At 68.8% G+C, this 19,482-nt stretch carries 23 protein-coding genes; 2 read left to right on the top strand and 21 right to left on the bottom strand.

The annotated features are described in order from the left end of the window. The 14 genes from A5771_RS24350 to A5771_RS14215 all read right to left on the bottom strand — a co-directional run. Positions 1-4,267: PGRS repeat-containing protein (locus A5771_RS24350; protein ID WP_165612857.1), on the bottom strand; the 4,267-nt coding region annotated here is incomplete at its 3' end. A gap of 184 nt (positions 4,268-4,451) precedes the next feature. Then, a complete protein-coding gene (rplO, locus tag A5771_RS14275) occupies positions 4,452-4,892 on the bottom strand; it encodes a 50S ribosomal protein L15 (protein ID WP_064855867.1) in 441 nt (146 codons plus the stop codon). After that, on the bottom strand, positions 4,889-5,071 hold the full coding sequence (gene rpmD, locus A5771_RS14270) for a 50S ribosomal protein L30 (protein ID WP_064855866.1): 183 nt from the start codon (positions 5,069-5,071) through the stop codon (positions 4,889-4,891). Before rpmD ends, rplO begins: the two co-directional genes overlap by 4 nt. Positions 5,072-5,073: 2 nt before the next feature. Continuing rightward, positions 5,074-5,772 carry a 30S ribosomal protein S5 gene (rpsE, locus tag A5771_RS14265; protein ID WP_064855865.1) on the bottom strand — a complete coding sequence of 233 codons (699 nt, stop codon included), beginning with the start codon at positions 5,770-5,772 and terminating at the stop codon, positions 5,074-5,076. A gap of 43 nt (positions 5,773-5,815) precedes the next feature. Beyond that, the gene (gene rplR / locus A5771_RS14260; protein ID WP_064855864.1) at positions 5,816-6,205 is read right to left on the bottom strand and encodes a 50S ribosomal protein L18; all 390 of its coding nucleotides are present in this window, start codon (positions 6,203-6,205) and stop codon (positions 5,816-5,818) included. A gap of 2 nt (positions 6,206-6,207) precedes the next feature. Continuing rightward, positions 6,208-6,747: a 50S ribosomal protein L6 gene (gene rplF, locus A5771_RS14255; protein WP_064855863.1), complete on the bottom strand. Its 540-nt coding sequence runs from the start codon at positions 6,745-6,747 to the stop codon at positions 6,208-6,210. Positions 6,748-6,760: 13 nt separating this feature from the next. After that, complete coding sequence (rpsH, locus tag A5771_RS14250; protein WP_013830245.1) at positions 6,761-7,159, bottom strand: 30S ribosomal protein S8; 399 nt, start codon at positions 7,157-7,159, stop codon at positions 6,761-6,763. Positions 7,160-7,179: 20 nt separating this feature from the next. Next, positions 7,180-7,365, bottom strand: coding sequence for a type Z 30S ribosomal protein S14 (locus tag A5771_RS14245; RefSeq protein WP_019737213.1), 186 nt, complete (start codon positions 7,363-7,365; stop codon positions 7,180-7,182). Between the two features lie 4 nt (positions 7,366-7,369). Beyond that, on the bottom strand, positions 7,370-7,933 hold the full coding sequence (gene rplE, locus A5771_RS14240; protein WP_064855862.1) for a 50S ribosomal protein L5: 564 nt from the start codon (positions 7,931-7,933) through the stop codon (positions 7,370-7,372). A 2-nt stretch (positions 7,934-7,935) separates the two neighbouring features. Then, positions 7,936-8,253 carry a 50S ribosomal protein L24 gene (gene rplX / locus A5771_RS14235; protein ID WP_064855861.1) on the bottom strand — a complete coding sequence of 106 codons (318 nt, stop codon included), beginning with the start codon at positions 8,251-8,253 and terminating at the stop codon, positions 7,936-7,938. Continuing rightward, a complete protein-coding gene (gene rplN / locus A5771_RS14230; protein WP_064855860.1) occupies positions 8,254-8,622 on the bottom strand; it encodes a 50S ribosomal protein L14 in 369 nt (122 codons plus the stop codon). Between the two features lie 263 nt (positions 8,623-8,885). Then, the gene (locus A5771_RS14225) at positions 8,886-9,731 is read right to left on the bottom strand and encodes a formylglycine-generating enzyme family protein (protein ID WP_064855859.1); all 846 of its coding nucleotides are present in this window, start codon (positions 9,729-9,731) and stop codon (positions 8,886-8,888) included. A 4-nt stretch (positions 9,732-9,735) separates the two neighbouring features. Next, on the bottom strand, positions 9,736-12,093 hold the full coding sequence (locus A5771_RS14220) for an arylsulfatase (RefSeq protein WP_064855858.1): 2,358 nt from the start codon (positions 12,091-12,093) through the stop codon (positions 9,736-9,738). A 69-nt stretch (positions 12,094-12,162) separates the two neighbouring features. Then, complete coding sequence (locus tag A5771_RS14215; RefSeq protein WP_064855857.1) at positions 12,163-13,077, bottom strand: LysR family transcriptional regulator; 915 nt, start codon at positions 13,075-13,077, stop codon at positions 12,163-12,165. 452 nt (positions 13,078-13,529) lie between these two features. Here A5771_RS14215 and A5771_RS23400 point away from each other — a divergent pair, with 452 nt between their 5' ends. Both A5771_RS23400 and eccE read left to right on the top strand, forming a co-directional pair. Then, on the top strand, positions 13,530-14,543 hold the full coding sequence (locus A5771_RS23400) for a hypothetical protein (RefSeq protein ID WP_165606100.1): 1,014 nt from the start codon (positions 13,530-13,532) through the stop codon (positions 14,541-14,543). 202 nt (positions 14,544-14,745) lie between these two features. After that, positions 14,746-15,912, top strand: a complete 1,167-nt coding sequence (gene eccE, locus A5771_RS14205; protein WP_234783052.1) for a type VII secretion protein EccE — start codon at positions 14,746-14,748, stop codon at positions 15,910-15,912. Between the two features lie 6 nt (positions 15,913-15,918). On the opposite strand, the gene rpsQ is transcribed toward eccE, so the two are convergent. Genes rpsQ through rplB form a run of 7 tightly spaced genes read right to left on the bottom strand, consistent with a single transcriptional unit; the run spans position 15,919 to position 19,459 of the window. Next, entirely contained in the window at positions 15,919-16,224 is a 306-nt protein-coding gene (gene rpsQ / locus A5771_RS14200; RefSeq protein ID WP_064855854.1) for a 30S ribosomal protein S17, read from the bottom strand. After that, entirely contained in the window at positions 16,224-16,466 is a 243-nt protein-coding gene (gene rpmC / locus A5771_RS14195) for a 50S ribosomal protein L29 (RefSeq protein ID WP_064855853.1), read from the bottom strand. The genes rpsQ and rpmC overlap by 1 nt, the downstream gene beginning before the upstream one ends. Next, a complete protein-coding gene (gene rplP / locus A5771_RS14190) occupies positions 16,466-16,882 on the bottom strand; it encodes a 50S ribosomal protein L16 (RefSeq protein ID WP_013830258.1) in 417 nt (138 codons plus the stop codon). The genes rpmC and rplP overlap by 1 nt, the downstream gene beginning before the upstream one ends. A 3-nt stretch (positions 16,883-16,885) precedes the next feature. Further along, positions 16,886-17,728, bottom strand: a complete 843-nt coding sequence (gene rpsC / locus A5771_RS14185; RefSeq protein WP_064855852.1) for a 30S ribosomal protein S3 — start codon at positions 17,726-17,728, stop codon at positions 16,886-16,888. Continuing rightward, complete coding sequence (gene rplV / locus A5771_RS14180; RefSeq protein ID WP_064855851.1) at positions 17,728-18,327, bottom strand: 50S ribosomal protein L22; 600 nt, start codon at positions 18,325-18,327, stop codon at positions 17,728-17,730. Before rplV ends, rpsC begins: the two co-directional genes overlap by 1 nt. After that, positions 18,324-18,605: a 30S ribosomal protein S19 gene (gene rpsS, locus A5771_RS14175; protein ID WP_006245110.1), complete on the bottom strand. Its 282-nt coding sequence runs from the start codon at positions 18,603-18,605 to the stop codon at positions 18,324-18,326. Before rpsS ends, rplV begins: the two co-directional genes overlap by 4 nt. Before the next feature lie 17 nt (positions 18,606-18,622). Continuing rightward, a complete protein-coding gene (rplB, locus tag A5771_RS14170; protein ID WP_019737226.1) occupies positions 18,623-19,459 on the bottom strand; it encodes a 50S ribosomal protein L2 in 837 nt (278 codons plus the stop codon). Between the last annotated feature and the right edge of the window lie 23 nt (positions 19,460-19,482).

Here is a 19,482-nt window from a genome sequence, read left to right as displayed (position 1 = left end):
CATCAAAACCACTAGCCGTCCCAGCAGCGGTCAAACCACCCTTACCCCCGGCACCCCCATCACCACCAGCACCACCGTCCTGGCCCACACCCCCGGCAACCCCGGCCTGCGTCGAGGCCGCACCCACGTCACCGTCGGCACCATCACCACCACGACCACCAGCACCACCAGAACCGGCTATGCCATCAACGCCACTAGCCGCCTGCACCCCACCGGCGCCGACACCGCCGGCACCACCCGCCGCGGCATCACCACCGTTGCCACCAGCGCCACCGGTCGCACCATCAGCACCCGTCGTGACGCCATCAGCACCGCGAGCGCCCGTGGACCCATCACCACCGGAACCACCATTGCCACCGACCCCACCGGCGCCCTGGTTGCCGGTGACGCCATCAACACCAGCAGCCGCCTGCCCGCCCGCACCGCTACCACCGGCACCACCTTGGCCGGCCGCACCCCCCGCACCGCCGGCACCCCCGGAACCACCGACCGCACCATCACCACCCGAAGTACCTGCCGCCGCACTCAGATCCGTCGCAGCGTCATACCCATTACCGCCATTACCACCAACGCCACCATTGCCACCGGTCCCGCCATTACCACCGGCGCCACCCACACCACCAAGACCCTGCGTGCCATCAGTCGAACCATGACCGGCCGCACCACCATTGCCCCCAGCACCACCGGCACTGCCCGCACCACCGGTCTCACCGGTGCCACCAGCAGTCCCAGCCGTCGCCCCCGTCGTCGCCGTGCCATCGGTGCCCTCATCACCGGCCGTGCCCACCCCACCGGCCACCCCGTCGAAGCCACGACCGCCCACACCACCATCGCCGCCATCACCACCGACACCCTGAGCACCATCAAAACCACTAGCCGTCCCAGCAGCGGTCAAACCACCCTTACCCCCGGCACCCCCATCACCACCAGCACCACCGGCGCCACCATTACCGCCAACCACCCCGGCCTGTGTCGAGGCCGCACCCGCCGCACCTACAGCACCATTCCCGCCCCGACCGCCATCACCCCCCTGCCCCGCGACGCCATCCTCCCCGTCACCGGCGCCGCCGGTACCGCCCTTCCCGGCGTTGCCGCCGTCACCGCCAGTGCCGCCGGCCATCCCCTTCCCGCCGGGAGCCAGGCCGTTGTCACCGGCCAAACCGGTGGCGCCATCGCCACCGGAACCGCCCGCACCGCCGGTGCCCAACAGGCTGCCGTTTCCACCTAGGCCGCCGTTGCCGCCGCTGGCGCCCGGCGCCGCGTTCGGGTCGCTGGCGGGGTCATAGCCGTCGCCCCCGTCACCGCCGTTGCCCTGCTGACCGGACGGGCCGTTACCGGCTTGGCCCTCCGAACCGGGTGTCGAACCGGATCCACCGTCACCGGCCGCGCCGGCCTTACCGACCGCACCGCCGTCACCGCCGTTGCCGGCGTCGCGATGCGTGGCGATCCCGTCGGCACCACGGCCGCCGTCGGCAGCCACACCGGCGTCGCCGCCGTTGCCACCGCTGCCGCCGGCACCCTGGTTGCCGGAGGTCGCGCCGTTGAGGCCCGCACCGCCGGTGCCGCCGTCGCCGCCCTGACCGCCGGCCGCGCCGCTACCGCCCGCGCCACCGTTCCCGCCATTGCCGGTGCCGGCGTTGTTGAAGGTGCCGGCGGCACCCTGCACGCCGTCGCCGCCGTTGCCGCCGTTGCCGCCGTTGGCTCCGGCACCGCCTTGGCCGCCGTGGTGGCCGGCACCGGAGCCGGTACCGCCGGCCCCGCCCGTGCCACCTGCCTGGCCGGCGACGCCGTCGGCACCGGCCTCGCCCGGCTGGGTACCCGAGCCGCCGTTGGCGCCGCTGGCCCCGGCGGTGCCGTCGCCGCCATCGCCGCCGTTGCCGCTGCCGATGGCGTCGCCGCCATTGCCGCCGCTGCCACCGTTGGCGCCGCCGTCGCCGCCGTCGGCACCGTCGCCCTGCTCGGCGCCGCCGTTCCCGCCGTCACCGCCGTTGCCGCCGGTGCCGGTGCCCTGCCCGGCGCCGCCGTTCCCGCCGGTTCCGCCGTTGCCGACCTGGCTGCCGCCGTCACCGCCCGCGCCGCCGTTTCCGCCGTCGGCATCGTCGCCGCCGCCTCCGCCGTCGCCGCCGGCCCCGCCGTTGCCGATGGTTCCGCCGCTGCCACCGGCTCCGCCAGCGCCGCCGGCCACCCGCGGTGTTGTCGAGGTGAAGCCATCGCCGCCGTCGCCGCCGTGGGTTTCGGCGGGTGCCGGACCTGATCCGTCGGCCCCGCCGCTGCCCGCCGCTCCGGTGCCCGTGGCTCCGCCGGTGCCGGCTGCGCCGCCCGCGCCGCCCGCGCCGGTGGTGCCGGCGTCACCGGCGTTACGGCCGGCGCCGCCATCCGGATGGTTCTCGTCACCGTCAGCGCCATCACCGCCGATACCACCGGCTGCGGCGTTGCCGCCCGCGCCGCCGTCGCCACCGTTGCCGTTGCTGCCGGCCGCCCCGCTCGGAGAGGTCGCCGCGCCGCCGTTGCCACCGGTGCCACCGGCGCCGCCGGTCCCACCGTTGCCTCCGGCTTGTCCGCTGTTGCCCGCGTCGCCGGCGTTGGCGCCGTTGGTTCCGGCCAGCCCGGCGACCCCGTCACCGCCGCGACCGCCATCGCCGGCATTACCGCCGGCCCCGCCGTTGGCACCGGTACCGCCGGCGCCACCGCTGCCCCCGGCACCGCCGCTGCCACCGGACGTGCCCGGCGCCGCACCGGCGGCGAGCGCGTCATATCCGGCTCCGCCATTGCCGCCGGTACCTCCGGCGCCGCCATTGCCGTCGGCTGCGCGGGTGGTGCCGTCGGCTTCCAGCCCGCCCTGGCCGCCGCTACCGCCGGCGCCGCCGGTGCCACCGGCGGTTCCGTTCGGGGCGGTGGCGGTGCCGTCGATGCCGTCGATGCCGTTGCCGCCCCTACCGCCGTTGCCTCCGATCCCGGCGTGCCCGTCGGCACCGTCGGCGGCGACCACTCCGTCGCCGCCCACACCGCCGGCGCCACCGCGCCCGGCATTGCCACCGTTGCCGCCGCTGATTCCGGCGGTGCCATTCGGGTCGCTCGCCGTGCCGTCGGTCCCGCCCGCGCCGTCGCCGCCATCGCCGCCGTCTTTGCCGTCACCGCCCGCACCGCCGGCCCCGGCCGTGCCGTTCGTGCCCGCGGCACCGGATCCGCCGAACAACCACGCGCCCGCGCCGGCAGCGCCGGCCTGTCCACCGGCGCCGCCGTTCCCACCGGCGCCGCCGTTACTTCCGTTGCCGCCATTGCCGTCGCCGCCGCCTGCGAAAGAGCCTGCCGCCCCCTCGAAGCCGTCACCGCCAGTGCCCCCGGCGCCACCGGCACCGCCGGCGCCGCCGTTACCGCCGATACCGAGCCACGTCGAACCGGCCCCGCCGTCGCCGCCTTTACCGCCCGCCGTGCCCGTCCCGCCGTCGCCGCCGGCCACCCCGGCGGCCGAGGAGTCCGCACCGTCGGCGCCGGCCAGACCCGCGCCGCCCTTGCCGCCGTTGCCTCCGTTGCCCCACGCACCCATGCCGAAGAAGTCTTGGGCCTGACCCGAGGACCCGCCGTTGCCACCGTCCCCAGCCACCAGCGCCGCCGTCGCAGCCCCACCGGCTCCGCCATCGCCGCCGTGGCCCCACATCTCGCCACCGTGACCGCCGTTACCGCCATCAGCACCCAGACCGCCGGCGCCGCCATCACCACCATTGCCGATACCCCCGGCGTGGCCGCCGTTACCGCCGGCTACACCCTCGACGTCCGAGGTCCAGCCGTTACCGCCGTCGCCGAACCAGAGCCCACCGGCCTGGCCGTTCACGCTGTTCTCGGTGCCGTCGGCGCCGTTGCAGATCATCCCGCAGAAGTTCTCGGTGAACGGCGCGAAGATCTGGTTGATCACGCCGTTGACCTGCGACCCGAAGTCAGAGTTGATCCAGTCCTGCAAAAGTGCATGCAGTGGCAGGTAGAAGTAGGTGTCCCACAGCTGGGCTATCTCCATCCCAGTCTCATCAGCCGAACCGGGCAGATCCCAGGCCGAGCCGATCCACTCGGGCGTAGGCGCTTGAGAGTCGGCTTCCAGACCGAACCAGCCCAGAAAATCGTCAAACCCGAAGTCTGCGCGGGCGTCCGGCGCGGCAGCCAGGGGCGTCATCCCGAACGCCAGGAACGCGGCTACCGCGCTGCCTGCCCCTGCGGCACGGCGGGAGGCGCCGCCACGCCGCCCGAGGGAACCTGAACGCAACCGACGCCTCATCTGCCCACGCCTTCCGGTAGCCCCCGGCTCGTGACGTAGGTCACGCACCGTCATTGTTACATGAGACTGTGTAACACATAGCGATTATTTATTTTTCAGGGGCGTCAGAAACACCGGCCAAAGCAAAATCGCACGCCACCAGTCAGTGGAGTGCGATTTTGTGCGGTGTCGCTTGGGAAATTCCTTACAGCTCGGTGGCAGTGCCTCCGGCTGCGGTGATCTTGTCGCGGGCGCTGCCGCTGAACTTGTGCGCGGTGATGTCGGCCTTGACGGTGAGCTTGCCGTCACCGAGCACCTTGACCAGCGTGTTCTTGCGGACCGCGCCCTTGGCCACCAGCTCGTCGAGCCCGATGGTCCCGCCGGACGGGAACAACCGGTTGATGTCGCCGACGTTGACGACCTCGTACTCGGTGCGGAACCGGTTGCGAAAGCCCTTCAGCTTGGGCAGCCGCATGTGGATCGGCATCTGCCCACCCTCGAACCGGACCGGCACGTTCTTGCGGGCCTTGGTGCCCTTGGTGCCGCGGCCCGCGGTCTTGCCCTTGGAGCCCTCACCGCGGCCGACGCGGGTGCGCTTGGTCTTCGACCCGGGCGCGGGGCGCAGGTCGTGCAGCTTGATGGTCATTCGGCTTCCTCCACTTGCACGAGGTGGTGAACAACCCGGATCAGACCGCGGGTCTGGGGGTTGTCCTCACGCACCACCGACTGGCGGATCTTGCGCAGACCCAGGGTGCGCAGGCTTTCGCGCTGATTCCAGCGAGCACCGATGGTGCCGCGGACCTGGGTGATCTTCAGGTTTGCCATGGTTATGCCGTGCCTTCCCGCGCGGCACTGGCGGCGAGCGCCTCGCTCTCGCGACGCGCCTTGAGCATCGCGGCCGGCGCCACGTCTTCGATGGGCAGACCGCGACGGGCCGCGACCTCTTCGGGACGCTGCAGCATCTTCAGCGCGGCCACCGTGGCGTGCACCACGTTGATCGCGTTGTCGCTGCCCAGCGACTTAGACAGGATGTCGTGCACCCCGGCGCATTCCAGCACGGCACGTACCGCGCCGCCGGCGATCACACCGGTACCGGGGCTGGCCGGACGCAGGAACACCACACCGGCGGCGGCTTCGCCCTGGACCGGGTGCGTGATGGTGCCACCGATCAGCGGCACCCGGAAGAAGCTCTTGCGGGCCTCCTCGACACCCTTGGCGATCGCGGCCGGGACTTCCTTGGCCTTGCCGTAGCCGACCCCGACCATGCCCTTGCCGTCGCCGACGATCACCAGCGCGGTGAAGCTGAACCGGCGGCCACCCTTGACCACCTTGGACACCCGGTTGATCGCGACAACGCGCTCCAGGTAGTTGCTCTTGTCGCCGTCCCGGCTGTCCCGGCCGCCGCGACCACCGTCGCGGCCACCGCGCCCGCCCCGGTTGTCCCGGCTGTCGCGCCCGTCGGTACGGGGGGCGCTGCCCGTGTCGGGACCTGCTGAGGAGGCCCCGGTCGGCTGCTCCGCCATCATGCGGTCCTTCCAGTCATGTTCATGAAGTCAGTCATCTGGCGCATCAGAACGTCAACCCGCCCTCGCGCGCCGCGTCGGCCAGCGCCGCGATACGTCCACCGTAGGTGTAACCGCCGCGGTCGAACACCACGTTCTGCACGCCGGCGGCCTTGGCGCGCTCGGCGATCAGCTGGCCGACCCGCACACTGTGCGCCTTCTTGTCGCCGTCCACCCCCCGCACGTCGGCCTCGATCGAAGACGCCGCGGCCAGCGTGTGACCGGCCAGGTCGTCGACCAGCTGCACGTGGATGTGCCGCGAGGAGCGGTGCACCACCAGGCGGGGACGCTCGGCGGTGCCGGAGATCTTCTTGCGCAGCCGCGCGTGCCGACGCACCCGGTGGTTGCGCCGGGCCTCCGAAACGCCCTGCCCGACGGGCTTGTGTGATTGCGCCATGACTACTTACCTGTCTTTCCGACCTTGCGGCGAACCTGCTCACCCTCGTAGCGCACGCCCTTGCCCTTGTAGGGGTCGGGACGGCGCAGGCGGCGGATGTTCGCCGAGATCTGACCGACCTTCTGCTTGTCGATGCCCGAGATCGAGAACTTGGTGGGCGTCTCCACCGCGAAGGTGATGCCCTCCGGAGCCTTGATCAGCACCGGGTGGCTGTAGCCCAGGGCGAACTCCAGATCGGAGCCCTTGAGGACCACGCGGTAACCGACGCCGAAGATCTCCATCTTGCGGACGTAGCCCTCGGAGACGCCGGTGACCAGGTTCGCCACCAGGGTACGGCTCAGCCCGTGCAGCGAGCGGTTGCGCCGCTCGTCGTCGGGACGGGTGACCACCAGGGCGCCGTCGTCGTTGCGGGCCACCCGGATGGGCTCGGCCACCATGAGTTCCAGGGTGCCCTTGGGCCCCTTGACCGAGACCTGCTGGCCGTCGATCGTCACATCGACCCCGGACGGGACCGGGATCGGCTGCTTACCAATACGCGACATGTCTGCTACTCCCTCACCACACGTACGCGAGGACTTCGCCGCCCACGCCCTGCCTGGCCGCCTGACGGTCGGTGAGCAGACCCGAGGACGTGGAGATGATCGCCACGCCCAGGCCGCCGAGCACCCGCGGCAGGTTGGTCGACTTCGCGTAGACCCGCAGGCCAGGCTTGGACACCCGGCGCAGACCGGCGAGGCTGCGCTCCCGGTTCGGGCCGTACTTGAGGTTGACCACCAGCGCCTTGCCCACCCGGGCGTCTTCGACGTGGTAGTCGGTGATGTAACCCTCGCGCTTGAGGATCTCGGCGATGTTGGCCTTGATCTTCGAGTGCGGCAGGGTCACCTCGTCGTGATACGCCGAGTTGGCGTTGCGCAGACGGGTCAAGAAGTCCGCGATCGGGTCCGTCATAGTCATTTAGCGCTGCTCCTCCGCCGTCACCAGCTGCTCTTCTGCACACCGGGCAGTTCGCCGGCGTGCGCCATCTCGCGAAGGCAGATTCGGCACAGGCCGAACTTGCGGAGTACCGCGCGCGGACGGCCGCACTTGTTGCAGCGGGTGTAGGCGCGCACCGCGAACTTGGGCTTGCGGGCCGCCTTGTTAACCAACGCTTTCTTCGCCATCAGGTCACTTCTCCTTGAACGGAAAGCCGAGTGCCCGCAGCAGCGCTCGTCCTTCGTCGTCGTTCGTCGCCGAGGTGACGACGGTGATGTTCATGCCACGCGGGCGGTCGATCGAATCCACGTCGATCTCGTGGAACATCGACTGCTCGGCCAGCCCGAAGGTGTAGTTGCCGGAGCCGTCGAACTGCTTGGGCGACAATCCGCGGAAGTCGCGGATACGCGGCAGCGCAATCGAGGTGAGCCGGTCGAGGAACTCCCACATCCGGTCACCGCGCAGCGTCACCCGGGCGCCGATCGGCATGCCCTCACGCAGTTTGAACTGGGCGATCGACAGTCGGGCCTTGCGGATCTCCGGACGCTGGCCGGTGATCAACGCCAGGTCGTTGACCGCGTTGTTGATCAGTTTGGCGTCGCGGGCGGCTTCGCCGACGCCCATGTTGACGACGACCTTGACCACACCCGGGATCTGCATCACGTTGGCGTAGTTGAACTCGCTGTTGAGCGCGTCCCGGATCTCTTCGCGGTACTTCACCTTCAGCCGGGGCTGAGTCTTCTCTGCCGTAGTCATCCCTAGATGTCCTTGCCGTTGCGCTTGGAGACGCGAACCTTCTTGCCGGACTCTTCGTCCACCCGGTAGCCGATCCGAGTGGGCTTACCGTCGGAGTCGACGACCATCACGTTGGAGACGTGGATCGGGGCCTCCTGGGTGACGATGCCGCCCGACTGAGCACCGGCCTGGTTGGCCGAGTTCGCGACGTGCTTCTTGATCCGGTTGACGCCCTGGACCAGCACCCGGTTGCGGGTGGGGTAGGCCTTGAGGACCTTGCCCTTGGCGCCCTTATCCTTGCCGGCGATGACCAGCACCGTGTCGCCCTTGTGGACCTTCATCTACAGCACCTCCGGGGCCAGCGAGACGATCTTCATGAACCGCTTCTCACGCAGCTCGCGGCCGACCGGCCCGAAGATGCGGGTTCCGCGCGGGTCGTTGTCGGCCTTGATGATCACCGCGGCGTTCTCGTCGAACTTGATGTAGCTACCGTCGGCGCGGCGACGCTCCTTGACGGTGCGCACCACCACGGCCTTGACGATCTCACCCCGCTTGACGTTGCCGCCGGGGATCGCATCCTTGACGGTGGCCACGATGATGTCGCCGATACCGGCGTACCGGCGCGACGAGCCGCCGAGCACCCGGATGCACAAGATCTCCTTGGCGCCCGTGTTGTCGGCGACCTTCAACCGCGATTCCTGCTGAATCACCAGATCTCCTCAAATTTCGGGTCGACGTGTGACATGGCGGTGCCAGCCGGAATCGTCCCGGACGTGCGTGGTCTTACAGTTCTTCGGAGCCAAAGAGCACGCGGGGCCAACTTGCGCTGGCCGAGGTCTGCTCTCAGCAACCCCTGAAGTCTAGGTCAAGGGGCGTCCAGCACCAAATCGCAGTCACCCCTATGCGCGAGCGTGCGCGTCCCCGCCCGACACACCGGCGTGAACACCGTTTCTACGCACGCTCGCGCAGGTAGTTAGTCCGCCGCGCAGCGGAATCCGATGTGACTGGTGGCGGTGTCCTGCGACTGCGGCGAACGGGCGGTGGCTCGATACCGGTGGCAGTACTCCGGCGCGCACAGGTGCGACCCGCCCTTGAGGGTCCGGCTGATACCGGGGTCGGCCGGCCCGTCGGGCGCGCAACAGGACTTGGGCGGTGTATCGATCCGGTGGTGGCCGACGAACTCGGTGGTGGTCCACTCCCACACGTTGCCGATCATGTCGAGCAGGCCCCACCCGTTCGGCGGGAACGTCCCCACCGATGACGTGCCGGCCCAGCCGTCGTTGCGGTAAGGAAAGGCGCCCTGCCAGGTGTTGGCCATCGGGGCGCCGCCCGGCTTCTCCTCCTCACCCCAGGGATAGGTGCTCCCGGCACCGGCCCGCGCGGCGTACTCCCATTCGGCTTCGGTCGGCAGCCGCCGCCCGGCCCACCGGGCGTAAGCCGCGGCGTCGGGATAGGCGACCTGCACCACCGGGTGATCGTCGCGCCCCGCCAAATCGCTGTCCGGGCCGAGCGGTTGGCGCCAATTCGCGCCGGGCACCCAGCGCCACCACTGCCGCCAGTCACGCAGATCGACCGGCCCAGCGGTGGGAGTGAAGACCAACGCGCCCGGTTCGGCGGCGTAGCCCGCGACCTCCTGTTCGGCGACGGTCACATACCCTGTCGCCGCGACGAATTCAGCAAACTGGGCATTGGTCACCGGATGCCGCTCGATCGCGAACGTCGCCACCACCACGGTATGAATTGGGGCCTCTTCGGGATAGAAACTCGTCGAGCCCATCCGGAACACCCCGCCCGGGATCTCCACCAGCTCGCTCACCATCGCCTCAGTCCCGCGAAAATGCCGCCGCCATAGTCCTTTTCACATCGAGATACGGCTCACCGCTGACATCGACCGCAACGTCGGCGATGGTCCCGCCGGTGAAGCCGAACGGCGCCCGGTAGGCCGACGACACCGCCTGGCCGGTATTGCGCCCGACGCTGACCCCACCACCGGCCAACGCGAACGCACCCGGCTGGGTGATCATGCCGGGCAGCGTGACGACCACCGCGTCGTCGATGTACAGCGAGGCGTCACCGACCGGCGTGTGACTGCCCTCCACCGTGCCGCTGCGCTCGAACCGTATCCCGAAGATATGCTGCCCCAGCGAGATCTGGTCAGGAGACGACAACCACTGCTCGCGCTCGCCGAGGAAGTTGTAGACGTAGTGCAGCCGGCCGTCCTGGACGAACAGCACGTGACCGCCGTGCCGAGCGCCCTGTTTGAACAGCACCCCCTCGGCTGCCGACGATTCCACCGTGACGCGCGCCAACACCGAGAACGACCGCCCGCGCAACTCCACGCACGCCCCCAACGGCACCTCGGCGGTGTTCGGGTAATAGCTGTAGCTGGTGCGGTCGCCGGACAGGTAGGGCCGCTGGCGGCTGGTCATCTCGAAGATGTTCAGATCGGCCAGCGGCAGGCCGTTGTACTTGTCCGCCTCAGCGAACCACATCGCCTGCAGTTCCTTGAGCTTGTCCGGGTGCTCAGCGGCCAGGTCACGGCATTGACTGCGGTCCTCGTCGAGGTGGTAGAGCTCCCAGCGGTCGGCGTCGAAGTGGCCCCAGCCCGACGGAGTCGCCGCATGCACGGTGTTGGCGAACCAGCCCCGGTGCCAAATTCCCCGGGTCCCCAGCATCGTGTAGAACTGCGTGTGCTTGCCGGTGTCCGCGGCCGGATCGGCAAGCGCCGCTTTAAAACTGACCCCCTCCAGCGGCCGTTGCGCCACCCCCCGCACCGTGTCCGGCGGGGTGATGCCGAGCAGGTCGTAGACGGTCGGGGTCACGTCGCACACGTTGATATAAGTGTCACGGACCTCGCCGCGGGCGGCGATCCCGTTGGGCCAGCTGACGATCGCGGGATCGGCGATGCCTCCCTCGTGGGAGGCGTAGCGCTTGTAGAGCTTGTAAGGCGTATTGAACGCCATCGCCCACCCGATCGGGTAGTGGTTGTAGGTCTCCGGGCCGCCCAGCTGATCGAAGAGTTTCATCGCCTCCTCGACGGTATCGATGTAGCCGTTGAAGAACTTGTTCTCATTGGGTGAGCCGTTGGGTCCGCCCTCCCCGCTGGCGCCGTTGTCGGAGATCACCACGACGATCGTGTTGTCGAGCTGGCCGGATTCCTCCAAATAGTCCAGGATCCGGCCGATCTGGGCGTCGGTGTAGCTCTGGAATCCGGCGAATACCTCGGCCATCCGGGCGAACAATCGCTTCTCGGTGTCATCAAGGCCGTCCCAGGGGCGCACGGTGTCCAGCGCCGGCCAGGGCTGACCGTCGGCACTCGTGACGCCCGCATAGGGGTTGACCTCGGACAGCTCGGTGTCCGGCGGTACCAGGCCGAGCTTCTTCTGGTTGGCCAGCACGATCTCCCGGTACTGTTCGTAGCCCGCGTCGAAGCGGCCGGCGTAGCGGTCTGCCCACTCGGCGAAGACATGGTGCGGGGCGTGCCCGGCGCCCGGGCAGACGTAGCCGAACCAGGGCTTGCCGGGCGCGATCGTCTGCGCGTCGCGGATGAATTCGATTGTCTTGTCGGCGATGTCCTTGGACAGGTGATACCCGTCCTCCGGGGTGGCCGGCGGTGCTACCGGGTGGTTGTCGTACACCAGATCCGGATACCACTGGTTGGTCTCGCCGCCCAGGAAGCCGTAGAACCGGTCGAATCCGCGCTGCGTGGGCCAGTGCCGCCTGGTGGCGGCCATGTTGGACTCCTCCAATGGCGTCAGATGCCATTTGCCGACGCAGAAGGTGTTCCAGCCCCGCTCAGCCAGAACCTCACTGAGCAGCGCGGTTTCGAATGGGATACGTCCGCTGCAGTTGGGGAAGCCGTCGGTGAACTCTTCGATGGTGGCCATGCCGACGCTGGTGGCGTTGCGCCCGGTGAGCAAGGCCGCCCGGGTCGGGGAACACAGCGCGGTGGTGTGGAATTGAGACAGCCGGATGCCGCGCTGGGCAATCCTGTTCATCGCCGGCATCTCGACCAGTCCGCCGAAGCAGTCCCAGGTGGCTATACCGGTGTCATCCCACACCAGGTAGAGCACGTTGGGGGCGCCGTCGGGAGCGGTCGGCGCCGCAAACGGCCCCCAGTCGGGTTCGGAATCCCGGATATCGAGATTGATCTTGCCTGTGAAACTGGTCGAACTCGCCATCGCTCACTCCGCTGTCAGCCCCCGGATCCGGTGCAGACTACCGCGTCCGTCGACGGCGGCCGGGATCTTTCAGACCGCGGGTTGCTGCCACTGCCCGGTTGCCGGGTTCTCCGGCGCGCCGGCCGAGAGCAGCTCACCGAGGAATGCCGCGGCCGCCGGTGAGGGCGCCCGCTCGCTGGGGGTGATCAGCGCCAGCTCACGGGGGATCCCCGGATCGGTCGCCACCCCGACGATGTCCTCTGATTTCGCCACCAGCGCCGGCGGAAGGAAGGCGATGCCCAAGCCGGCGGCGACCAGATCGACCAGATCTCCCGGCGTGTTGGTCTCGGCGCAGATGGTCCGTTGGAAGCCGAGGTCGGCACAGATGCTGTCGATGTGCAGGCGGGTCCGCAGATCCGCCCGGCGCTCGACGAATTCCCGCTGCTGCAGATCGCTCAGCCCGACGGTCTCCTGGCGGGCCAGCGGGTCATCGCGGCGCACCGCCAACACCAGGAACTCGGTACCGAGCGACAGTTCCTTCACCCGATTCGCGTCATAGGGGCGGCTGACGAAGGCGAGATCCAAGCTCCCGTCGGCGGTCGCGTTCACCAGCGCGTCGATGGCGTCCTGCCGCAACGTGATCTCGATGCGCGGGAAGCTTCGGTGATAACGCGCCAGCAGGGCGGGCAGGTCGATGGTCCCCAGTCCCTGGATCACCCCCACCGTCAGCTTTCCGGACAACAGCCCCCGGACGGCGTCGACGGCGGCACGCGCACGTTCTGCTGCGGCCAGGGCATTCTGGGCGTCCGGCAGTAACGCCTGCCCGGCGGTGGTGAGATCGACACGACGATTGTTGCGGACCAACAGCGCAGTGCCGAGTTCGGACTCCAGACCGCTGATCGAGGCGGACAAAGTGGACTGGACCACGTGCACTTTCGCCGCCGCCCGGGTGAAGTGCAGCTCTTCGGCCACCGCGACGAAATGTTTCAGCTGGCGTAGTTCCATAGCGATCAGTGTGCAGCTCGGACGTGAATGGTCAAACCGAAACTTCCATTCCGGCAACACGTTTGCTTTGACTCGGCTGAGACGAAACTTGGTCAAACGCTGATCTTAGCCACAAGGTAACTGCCCCAAGGGCTTACATCGTGGCCGTTACGTGCGTGGATCGATGGCAGCGATTCTCTACATTGAGATTAACTGTTGAAATATCCGCCTACAGGGGTGGTGGCGGCAGCGTCGACCCGTTAGCGTCTGACGAGGACGCCGAGAGAATTGAGTCAGTATTCCGGGCGTCCGGACATGCATTGCCGCCCAACGTTATTGGATGCGCCGTGTCGGCATCGCGGTGCGCGATGCTCGTAGTGGCGGGCGCTTTGACGCTGTTCACCTACGCCCCGGCGAGTTCAAAGGTGAGCTCCTTGGCCGGGAACATCGAAGAACGGAAGGAACGCACCGAAATGAATCGTCGGATCATATTGTCGGTCGGTGGTGCCACCGCAGGTCTACTCGCGACCACATTCGTGCCCACCGGAGTCGCTTTCGCCGACAATGGTGTCGACACCGTGGGCAATGTCGGCAGCGCCGCCCTGACGAGCGGACTGGGAAGCAACCTGGGCGGTGATGCCCCGCTGGGCAACGTCGGCGCTCTCGGCCCGGACGTCACGGCCCCGAGCCCCACCGCCTCTCTCGGCGCCATTACCCCTGACACCAGCACGACACCCGATACCAGCACCACACCTGACACCAACACGCCGGGCTCGTCGCCGCTGGGCGACACGGGCGGCATCACACCGACCGTCGGCACACCGGATGCCACACCCGGCGGCGGCACCACGCCGGCCGGCAGCGACGGCTTCACCATCGGCCAGGACACCTTTACCCCGGTCCAGGCCGACGGATCGGAGGGCTTCACCCCGCTCAGTCCGCTGTTCGGCGCGCCGCCATTCTTCCAGGTCGGCGAGGGCGATCAGTCTTTCGACGTCAGCAGCGGCAGCGGGTCCGGTGCCACCGACCTGGGCAGCGTGACCGCCAGCGAGAACGTTACGAATCTCTTTGGCGGCATCCACAACACGGAGTTCACCATCACCGGCGTGGATCCGGCCTCCGGAGCGACGGAGTCTGATCTCCCCACGGTGGGAACGGTGTACGACGTGATGAACTTCGGGAACGGGTTCGAGAACATCTACACCGCCATCCCGGGGGCGGACGGTGCCGCCAGCACCATCACCGACACCCTGTCGACACCGTTCGGCGACTTCAACATTCCGACCGATTTCGACGCGACCGCGTTGCTCGATCCGGGTGACGCGTTCACCGGCCTGTCCACGCTGGGCGCGGATGCTGCCGGCGGCGCAGCCGACGCCGCCGCCGGAAGCGCGGCCGACGCCGCAGGAACCGCCGCTGACGCCGCCTCCGGAGGCGCCGCGGACATCGCCGGCAGCATCGACCCTTCGGACTTCCTCGGCATTTGATGCTCGTCAGACACCAGGCCGTCGTCGACGGCCGGCCCGACATCCCAGGTCTCCCGATTCGGAGGCCGGGGATGTTTGGCGTGCAAGCAATCCGGGAAGCCCGGTCACCGCATTACGCACCACAAACTCCCTGGGGGACCATGAAGCAGGCGCAACGATGAAGGCACAGCATAGTTTTGGGCTGAATCTATCCTGGCTACGGGTGACAGCGGTATTTCTCATCGACATCGCGATCTTGCGGATTGCCGGCCATTGGCCCGATCAACTCGGGTCGGCGGCCCGCGCCTGGTGGCCGGGCGTCGGGCTCGCCGCCGTGGTGACGATGGCCGCGTTGATCACCCACCGCCGGGTCCCGCTGACGGCGATCGTGCTGGCGCGGGTGTTGGATCGATTCGCCAATCCGGCGCCGTTCCTCACCGAGGGCTGTACGCCCGGTTTCGATCACCGGCGCCGCTACGGCCCGGATACCGTCGGCGTGCGCGAATACCGCGGCCAGCTGGTCACAGTGATCGCCGTCGAACCGCCCGGGCCGGATTCCGCAGGCCGCCGCGGGCGCGCCCCCCAGCCGCCGACCGCGCTGCCGGCCGCCATCGCCGCCGCCGCGCTGCGGCAGTTCGACGTGCGACTCGACGGGATCGACATCGTCTCGGTGCGAACATGCGACGCTGCCGCCGACGGCGACCCCGCCCCCGGCGATGGCGCGGACAGCCCGGTTGACCGCGGGCCTCGAGACACCTGGTTGATCCTGCGGATGGACCCGATGCACAACGCCGACGCGGTGGCCGTGCGCGATTCGGTGGCCGCAACCCTGGCAGCAGCCACCGAGCGGCTCGCCCACGAGCTGCAGGAGCGGCACCTGGTCGTGCGCGTGCTCCCGGCCGAAGAGTTCGCCGACGTCGATGCCGCGGTGCTGGCCGGTCTCCAGCCGACCCGGATCCGGCGGCGGGGACGGCGGCTCAAGCAGAAAGAGCGCAAAGGCCCCAAGCAGTTTGCGTCCACGTTCTGGATGTCGCCACGCGACATCTGCACGGCGAACCTGGAACAGCTCTGGCTCCCCGCGGCCGACACCACAGCGGTCACCGTCCGGCTGACCGCACGCGACCAGCACACCGACGTTTCGGTGTTGGTGCGCTACCACAGCGCGCAGCGACTGCGCAGGAACATCACGGCCGGCTTGAACCGTCTCAACGGACGGCAATTGACCGCACTGCGCACCAGCCTGCCGACGCCGATGCGCCGCACCCTGGCGGTGCCCGCCCAGCAGATGAGCGAACTGGAAACCCTGCAGGTGCCGCTCGGCCCGCCCGCACCGGAACCGCCGGCGGGGCCCGCCCAGCAACCGCTGGCGCGGGTCAGGCTGCCGGCGTAGCCGGCGTTACTTCGCCTTCTCGAGGATCTCCACTAGGCGCCACCGCTTGGTCGCCGAGAGCGGACGGGTCTCCATCAGCGACACGCGGTCGCCGATACCGGCCGTGTTGTTCTCGTCGTGCGCCTTGACCTTCTTGGTGGTCCGGATGATCTTGCCGTAGAGCGGGTGCTTCATCCGGTCCTCCAGCTCGACGACGATGGTCTTCTCCATCTTGTCGCTGACCACGTAGCCGATCTGGGTCTTGCGGCGGCCCCGCGGCTTCTCCGTGCGCGGAGTGTGCTTGGGTCCCTTAGTTTTTGCAGCCTCTGCCATTACGATGCCTCGCCTTCAGAACCATCGGGACCGGACGCCAGGCCCAGTTCCCGTTCGCGCAACACGGTGTAGATGCGCGCAATCTGCTGGCGCACCGTGCGGAGCCGACGGTTGTTGCTGAGCTGCCCGGTCGCCATCTGGAAACGCAGGTTGAACAGCTCCTCTTTGGACTCGCGCAGCCGCTCGACGAGCTCGTCGGCGTTCAGCTCGCGCAGTTCGCCAGCGGAAACTCCCACTGCCATCAGAACTGCTCCTCTCGGGTGACAATGCGCGCCTTGATCGGCAGCTTGTGGATCGCCCGGGTCAGTGCGGCGCGGGCGATGGCCTCGTTGGGGTAGCTGAGCTCGAACAGCACCCGGCCCGGCTTGACGTTGGCGACCCACCACTCCGGCGAACCCTTACCCGACCCCATCCGGGTCTCGGCGGGCTTCTTGGTCAGCGGACGGTCCGGAAAGATGTTGATCCACACCTTGCCGCCACGCTTGATGTGCCGGTTGATGGCGATACGCGCCGACTCGATCTGCCGGTTGGTGACGTAGGCGTGCTCCAGGGCCTGGATGCCGTAGTCGCCGAACGTCACTGCGGTGCCGCCGCTGGCGAGGCCGCGTTGCTTGGGGTGATGCTGCTTGCGGTGCTTGACCTTGCGGGGAATCAACATGATTTAGCTCTCCGTGCTCTGCGTTTCCGCTGCGGCCGGGGCGGTCTCGGTGACCGGTTCTGCAGCAGCGGTGGTCTCGGTGCTCTCAGCGGCCCGACCGGCGTCGGTGCTGGTCGCGGTGGTACCCGAGGCGCCGCTGCGACGCGGGCGGGTGCCCGACGGCCGCTCCCGGCGGGGACGGTCGGCCGACGGTGCGGCAGCGGCCAGCTCACGCTTGCCACCGACGATGTCGCCCTTGTAGATCCAGACCTTCACGCCGATCCGGCCGAAGGTGGTCTTGGCCTCGTACAACCCGTAGTCGATGTCGGCGCGCAGCGTGTGCAGCGGCACCCGGCCCTCGCGGTAGAACTCCGAACGGCTCATCTCAGCGCCGCCGAGACGGCCCGAGCACTGCACCCGGATGCCCTTGACGTTGGGCTGACGCATCGCCGACTGGATCGCCTTGCGCATCGCGCGACGGAACGCCACACGGTTGCTCAGCTGCTCGGCAACGCCCTGGGCCACCAGCTGCGCCGTCGACTCCGGGTTTTTCACCTCGAGGATGTTCAGCTGCACCTGCTTGCCGGTCAGCTTCTCCAGGTCGGCACGGATCCGGTCGGCCTCGGTGCCGCGACGGCCGATGACGATGCCGGGCCGGGCGGTGTGGATATCTACCCGAACTCTGTCACGAGTCCTTTCGATCTCGACGTCGGCAATGCCGGCGCGCTCCAGCCCGCTCGACAGCAGCCGGCGGATCGCCACGTCTTCCTTGACGTAGTCCGCGTACTGCTTGTCGGCGTACCACCGCGACTTCCAGTCGGTGGTGATCCCGAGCCGGAAGCCGTGCGGATTGATCTTCTGGCCCATTACTCCGAGCCCTCCTTCGAGTCGGACGTCTCAGGCGCCTTCTTGGCTTCAGCCTTCGGTTCGGCAGCCTTCTTGGCGGGCGCCTTCTTGGCCGCCGCTTTCTCGGTCGCCTTGGCCGCCGGCGCCTTCTTGGCCGGAGCCTTCTCCGTCGCCTTCGCAGTCACCTTTTCCGAGGCGGCCTTGCTGGCCTGCGCACGACGCGCCCGGGCGGCACCGGCGGACTGCGCCGAACCGCCGCCCTTCACCGGCCGGCTCTCCACCACCACGGTGATGTGGCTGGTACGCCGGCGGATCCGGTAGGCGCGCCCCTGAGCGCGCGGCTTGATCCGCTTGGCGGTCGGGCCCTCGTCGGCGTAGACGGTGGCGACCACCAGGGTGGACGGGTCCAGACCGTTGTTGTTCTCGGCGTTGGCCGCCGCGCTGGCGATGACCTTGGCCACCGGCAGGCTGGCCTGCTGCGGCGCCCAGCGCAGAATGTCCAGCGCTTCGGTCACGGACTTGCCGCGCACCAGGTCGATCACCCGGCGCGCCTTGCTGGCCGACACCCGCACGAAGCGGGCCTTGGCGACAGCAGACGGGAATTCAGTCGTTACGCTCACCGGCGCTTAGCCTTCCGGTCGTCCTTGATGTGTCCCTTGAAGGTGCGCGTCGGGGCGAATTCGCCGAGCTTGTGCCCGACCATCGACTCGGTGACGAATACCGGGACGTGCTTGCGGCCGTCGTGGACGGCGAACGTGTGCCCGATGAAATCCGGGATGATCGTCGACCGACGCGACCAGGTCTTGATGACCTGCTTGGTGTTCTTCTCGTTCTGAACGTCGACCTTCTTGAGCAGATGGTCGTCGACGAACGGACCCTTCTTGAGGCTGCGTGGCATCGCTTTCTCTCCGCTTCCTAGCGCTTCTTGCCGGTGCGCCGGCGTCGGACGATGAGCTTGTCGCTGGGCTTGTTCGGCCGGCGGGTGCGACCCTCCGGCTTACCCCACGGGCTGACCGGGTGCCGGCCACCGGAGGTCTTGCCCTCACCACCACCGTGCGGGTGGTCCACCGGGTTCATCACCACACCACGGACGGAGGGGCGCTTGCCCTTCCACCGCATCCGGCCGGCCTTGCCCCAGTTGATGTTGGCCTGCTCGGCGTTGCCCACCTCGCCGACGGTGGCGCGGCAGCGCACGTCGACCCGGCGGATCTCACCCGAAGGCATACGCAGCGAGGCGTAGGCGCCTTCCTTACCCAGCAGCTGGATGCTGGACCCGGCCGAGCGGGCCAGCTTGGCGCCGCCGCCCGGCCGCAGCTCGACGGCGTGCACCAGCGTGCCCGCCGGGATGTTGCGCAGCGGCAGGTTGTTACCGGGCTTGATGTCGGCGTTGGCGCCCGACTCCACCACGTCGCCCTGCGAAAGACCCTGCGGGGCGATGATGTAGCGCTTCTCGCCGTCCAGGTAGTGCAGCAGCGCGATGCGCGCGGTGCGGTTCGGGTCGTACTCGATGTGGGCGACCTTGGCGTTGACGCCGTCCTTGTCGTGGCGACGGAAGTCGATCACCCGGTAGGCGCGCTTGTGGCCACCGCCCTTGTGCCGGGTGGTGATCCGGCCGTGGGCGTTACGCCCGCCGCGGCCGTGCAGCGGCCGAACCAGCGACTTCTCCGGGTGAGAGCGGGTGAGCTCGGCGAAATCGGAGACGCTGGCACCGCGACGACCGGGGGTCGTCGGCTTGTACTTGCGGATTCCCATGTCAGTTAGGTCTCTCTTTCACT

The sequence above is a fragment of the Mycolicibacter sinensis genome (assembly GCF_001667375.1).
In the GTDB taxonomy this organism is placed as follows: Bacteria; Actinomycetota; Actinomycetes; order Mycobacteriales; family Mycobacteriaceae; genus Mycobacterium; species Mycobacterium sinense_A.
Note: the sequence above shows the minus strand (reverse complement) of the source record. Positions and strands in the feature narration are given on the sequence as shown.

Coding starts and splice junctions, on each gene's coding strand:
- rplO (WP_064855867.1), bottom strand. CDS start 4,892: ATGACCATCAAGCTGCACGACCTGCGCCCCGCGCCCGGGTCGAAGACC.
- rpmD (WP_064855866.1), bottom strand. CDS start 5,071: ATGGCAAACCTGAAGATCACCCAGGTCCGCGGCACCATCGGTGCTCGC.
- rpsE (WP_064855865.1), bottom strand. CDS start 5,772: ATGATGGCGGAGCAGCCGACCGGGGCCTCCTCAGCAGGTCCCGACACG.
- rplR (WP_064855864.1), bottom strand. CDS start 6,205: ATGGCGCAATCACACAAGCCCGTCGGGCAGGGCGTTTCGGAGGCCCGG.
- rplF (WP_064855863.1), bottom strand. CDS start 6,747: ATGTCGCGTATTGGTAAGCAGCCGATCCCGGTCCCGTCCGGGGTCGAT.
- rpsH (WP_013830245.1), bottom strand. CDS start 7,159: ATGACTATGACGGACCCGATCGCGGACTTCTTGACCCGTCTGCGCAAC.
- A5771_RS14245 (WP_019737213.1), bottom strand. CDS start 7,365: ATGGCGAAGAAAGCGTTGGTTAACAAGGCGGCCCGCAAGCCCAAGTTC.
- rplE (WP_064855862.1), bottom strand. CDS start 7,933: ATGACTACGGCAGAGAAGACTCAGCCCCGGCTGAAGGTGAAGTACCGC.
- rplX (WP_064855861.1), bottom strand. CDS start 8,253: ATGAAGGTCCACAAGGGCGACACGGTGCTGGTCATCGCCGGCAAGGAT.
- A5771_RS14225 (WP_064855859.1), bottom strand. CDS start 9,731: ATGGTGAGCGAGCTGGTGGAGATCCCGGGCGGGGTGTTCCGGATGGGC.
- A5771_RS14220 (WP_064855858.1), bottom strand. CDS start 12,093: ATGGCGAGTTCGACCAGTTTCACAGGCAAGATCAATCTCGATATCCGG.
- A5771_RS14215 (WP_064855857.1), bottom strand. CDS start 13,077: ATGGAACTACGCCAGCTGAAACATTTCGTCGCGGTGGCCGAAGAGCTG.
- A5771_RS23400 (WP_165606100.1), top strand. CDS start 13,530: ATGAATCGTCGGATCATATTGTCGGTCGGTGGTGCCACCGCAGGTCTA.
- rpsQ (WP_064855854.1), bottom strand. CDS start 16,224: ATGGCAGAGGCTGCAAAAACTAAGGGACCCAAGCACACTCCGCGCACG.
- rpmC (WP_064855853.1), bottom strand. CDS start 16,466: ATGGCAGTGGGAGTTTCCGCTGGCGAACTGCGCGAGCTGAACGCCGAC.
- rplP (WP_013830258.1), bottom strand. CDS start 16,882: ATGTTGATTCCCCGCAAGGTCAAGCACCGCAAGCAGCATCACCCCAAG.
- rpsC (WP_064855852.1), bottom strand. CDS start 17,728: ATGGGCCAGAAGATCAATCCGCACGGCTTCCGGCTCGGGATCACCACC.
- rpsS (WP_006245110.1), bottom strand. CDS start 18,605: ATGCCACGCAGCCTCAAGAAGGGTCCGTTCGTCGACGACCATCTGCTC.
- rplB (WP_019737226.1), bottom strand. CDS start 19,459: ATGGGAATCCGCAAGTACAAGCCGACGACCCCCGGTCGTCGCGGTGCC.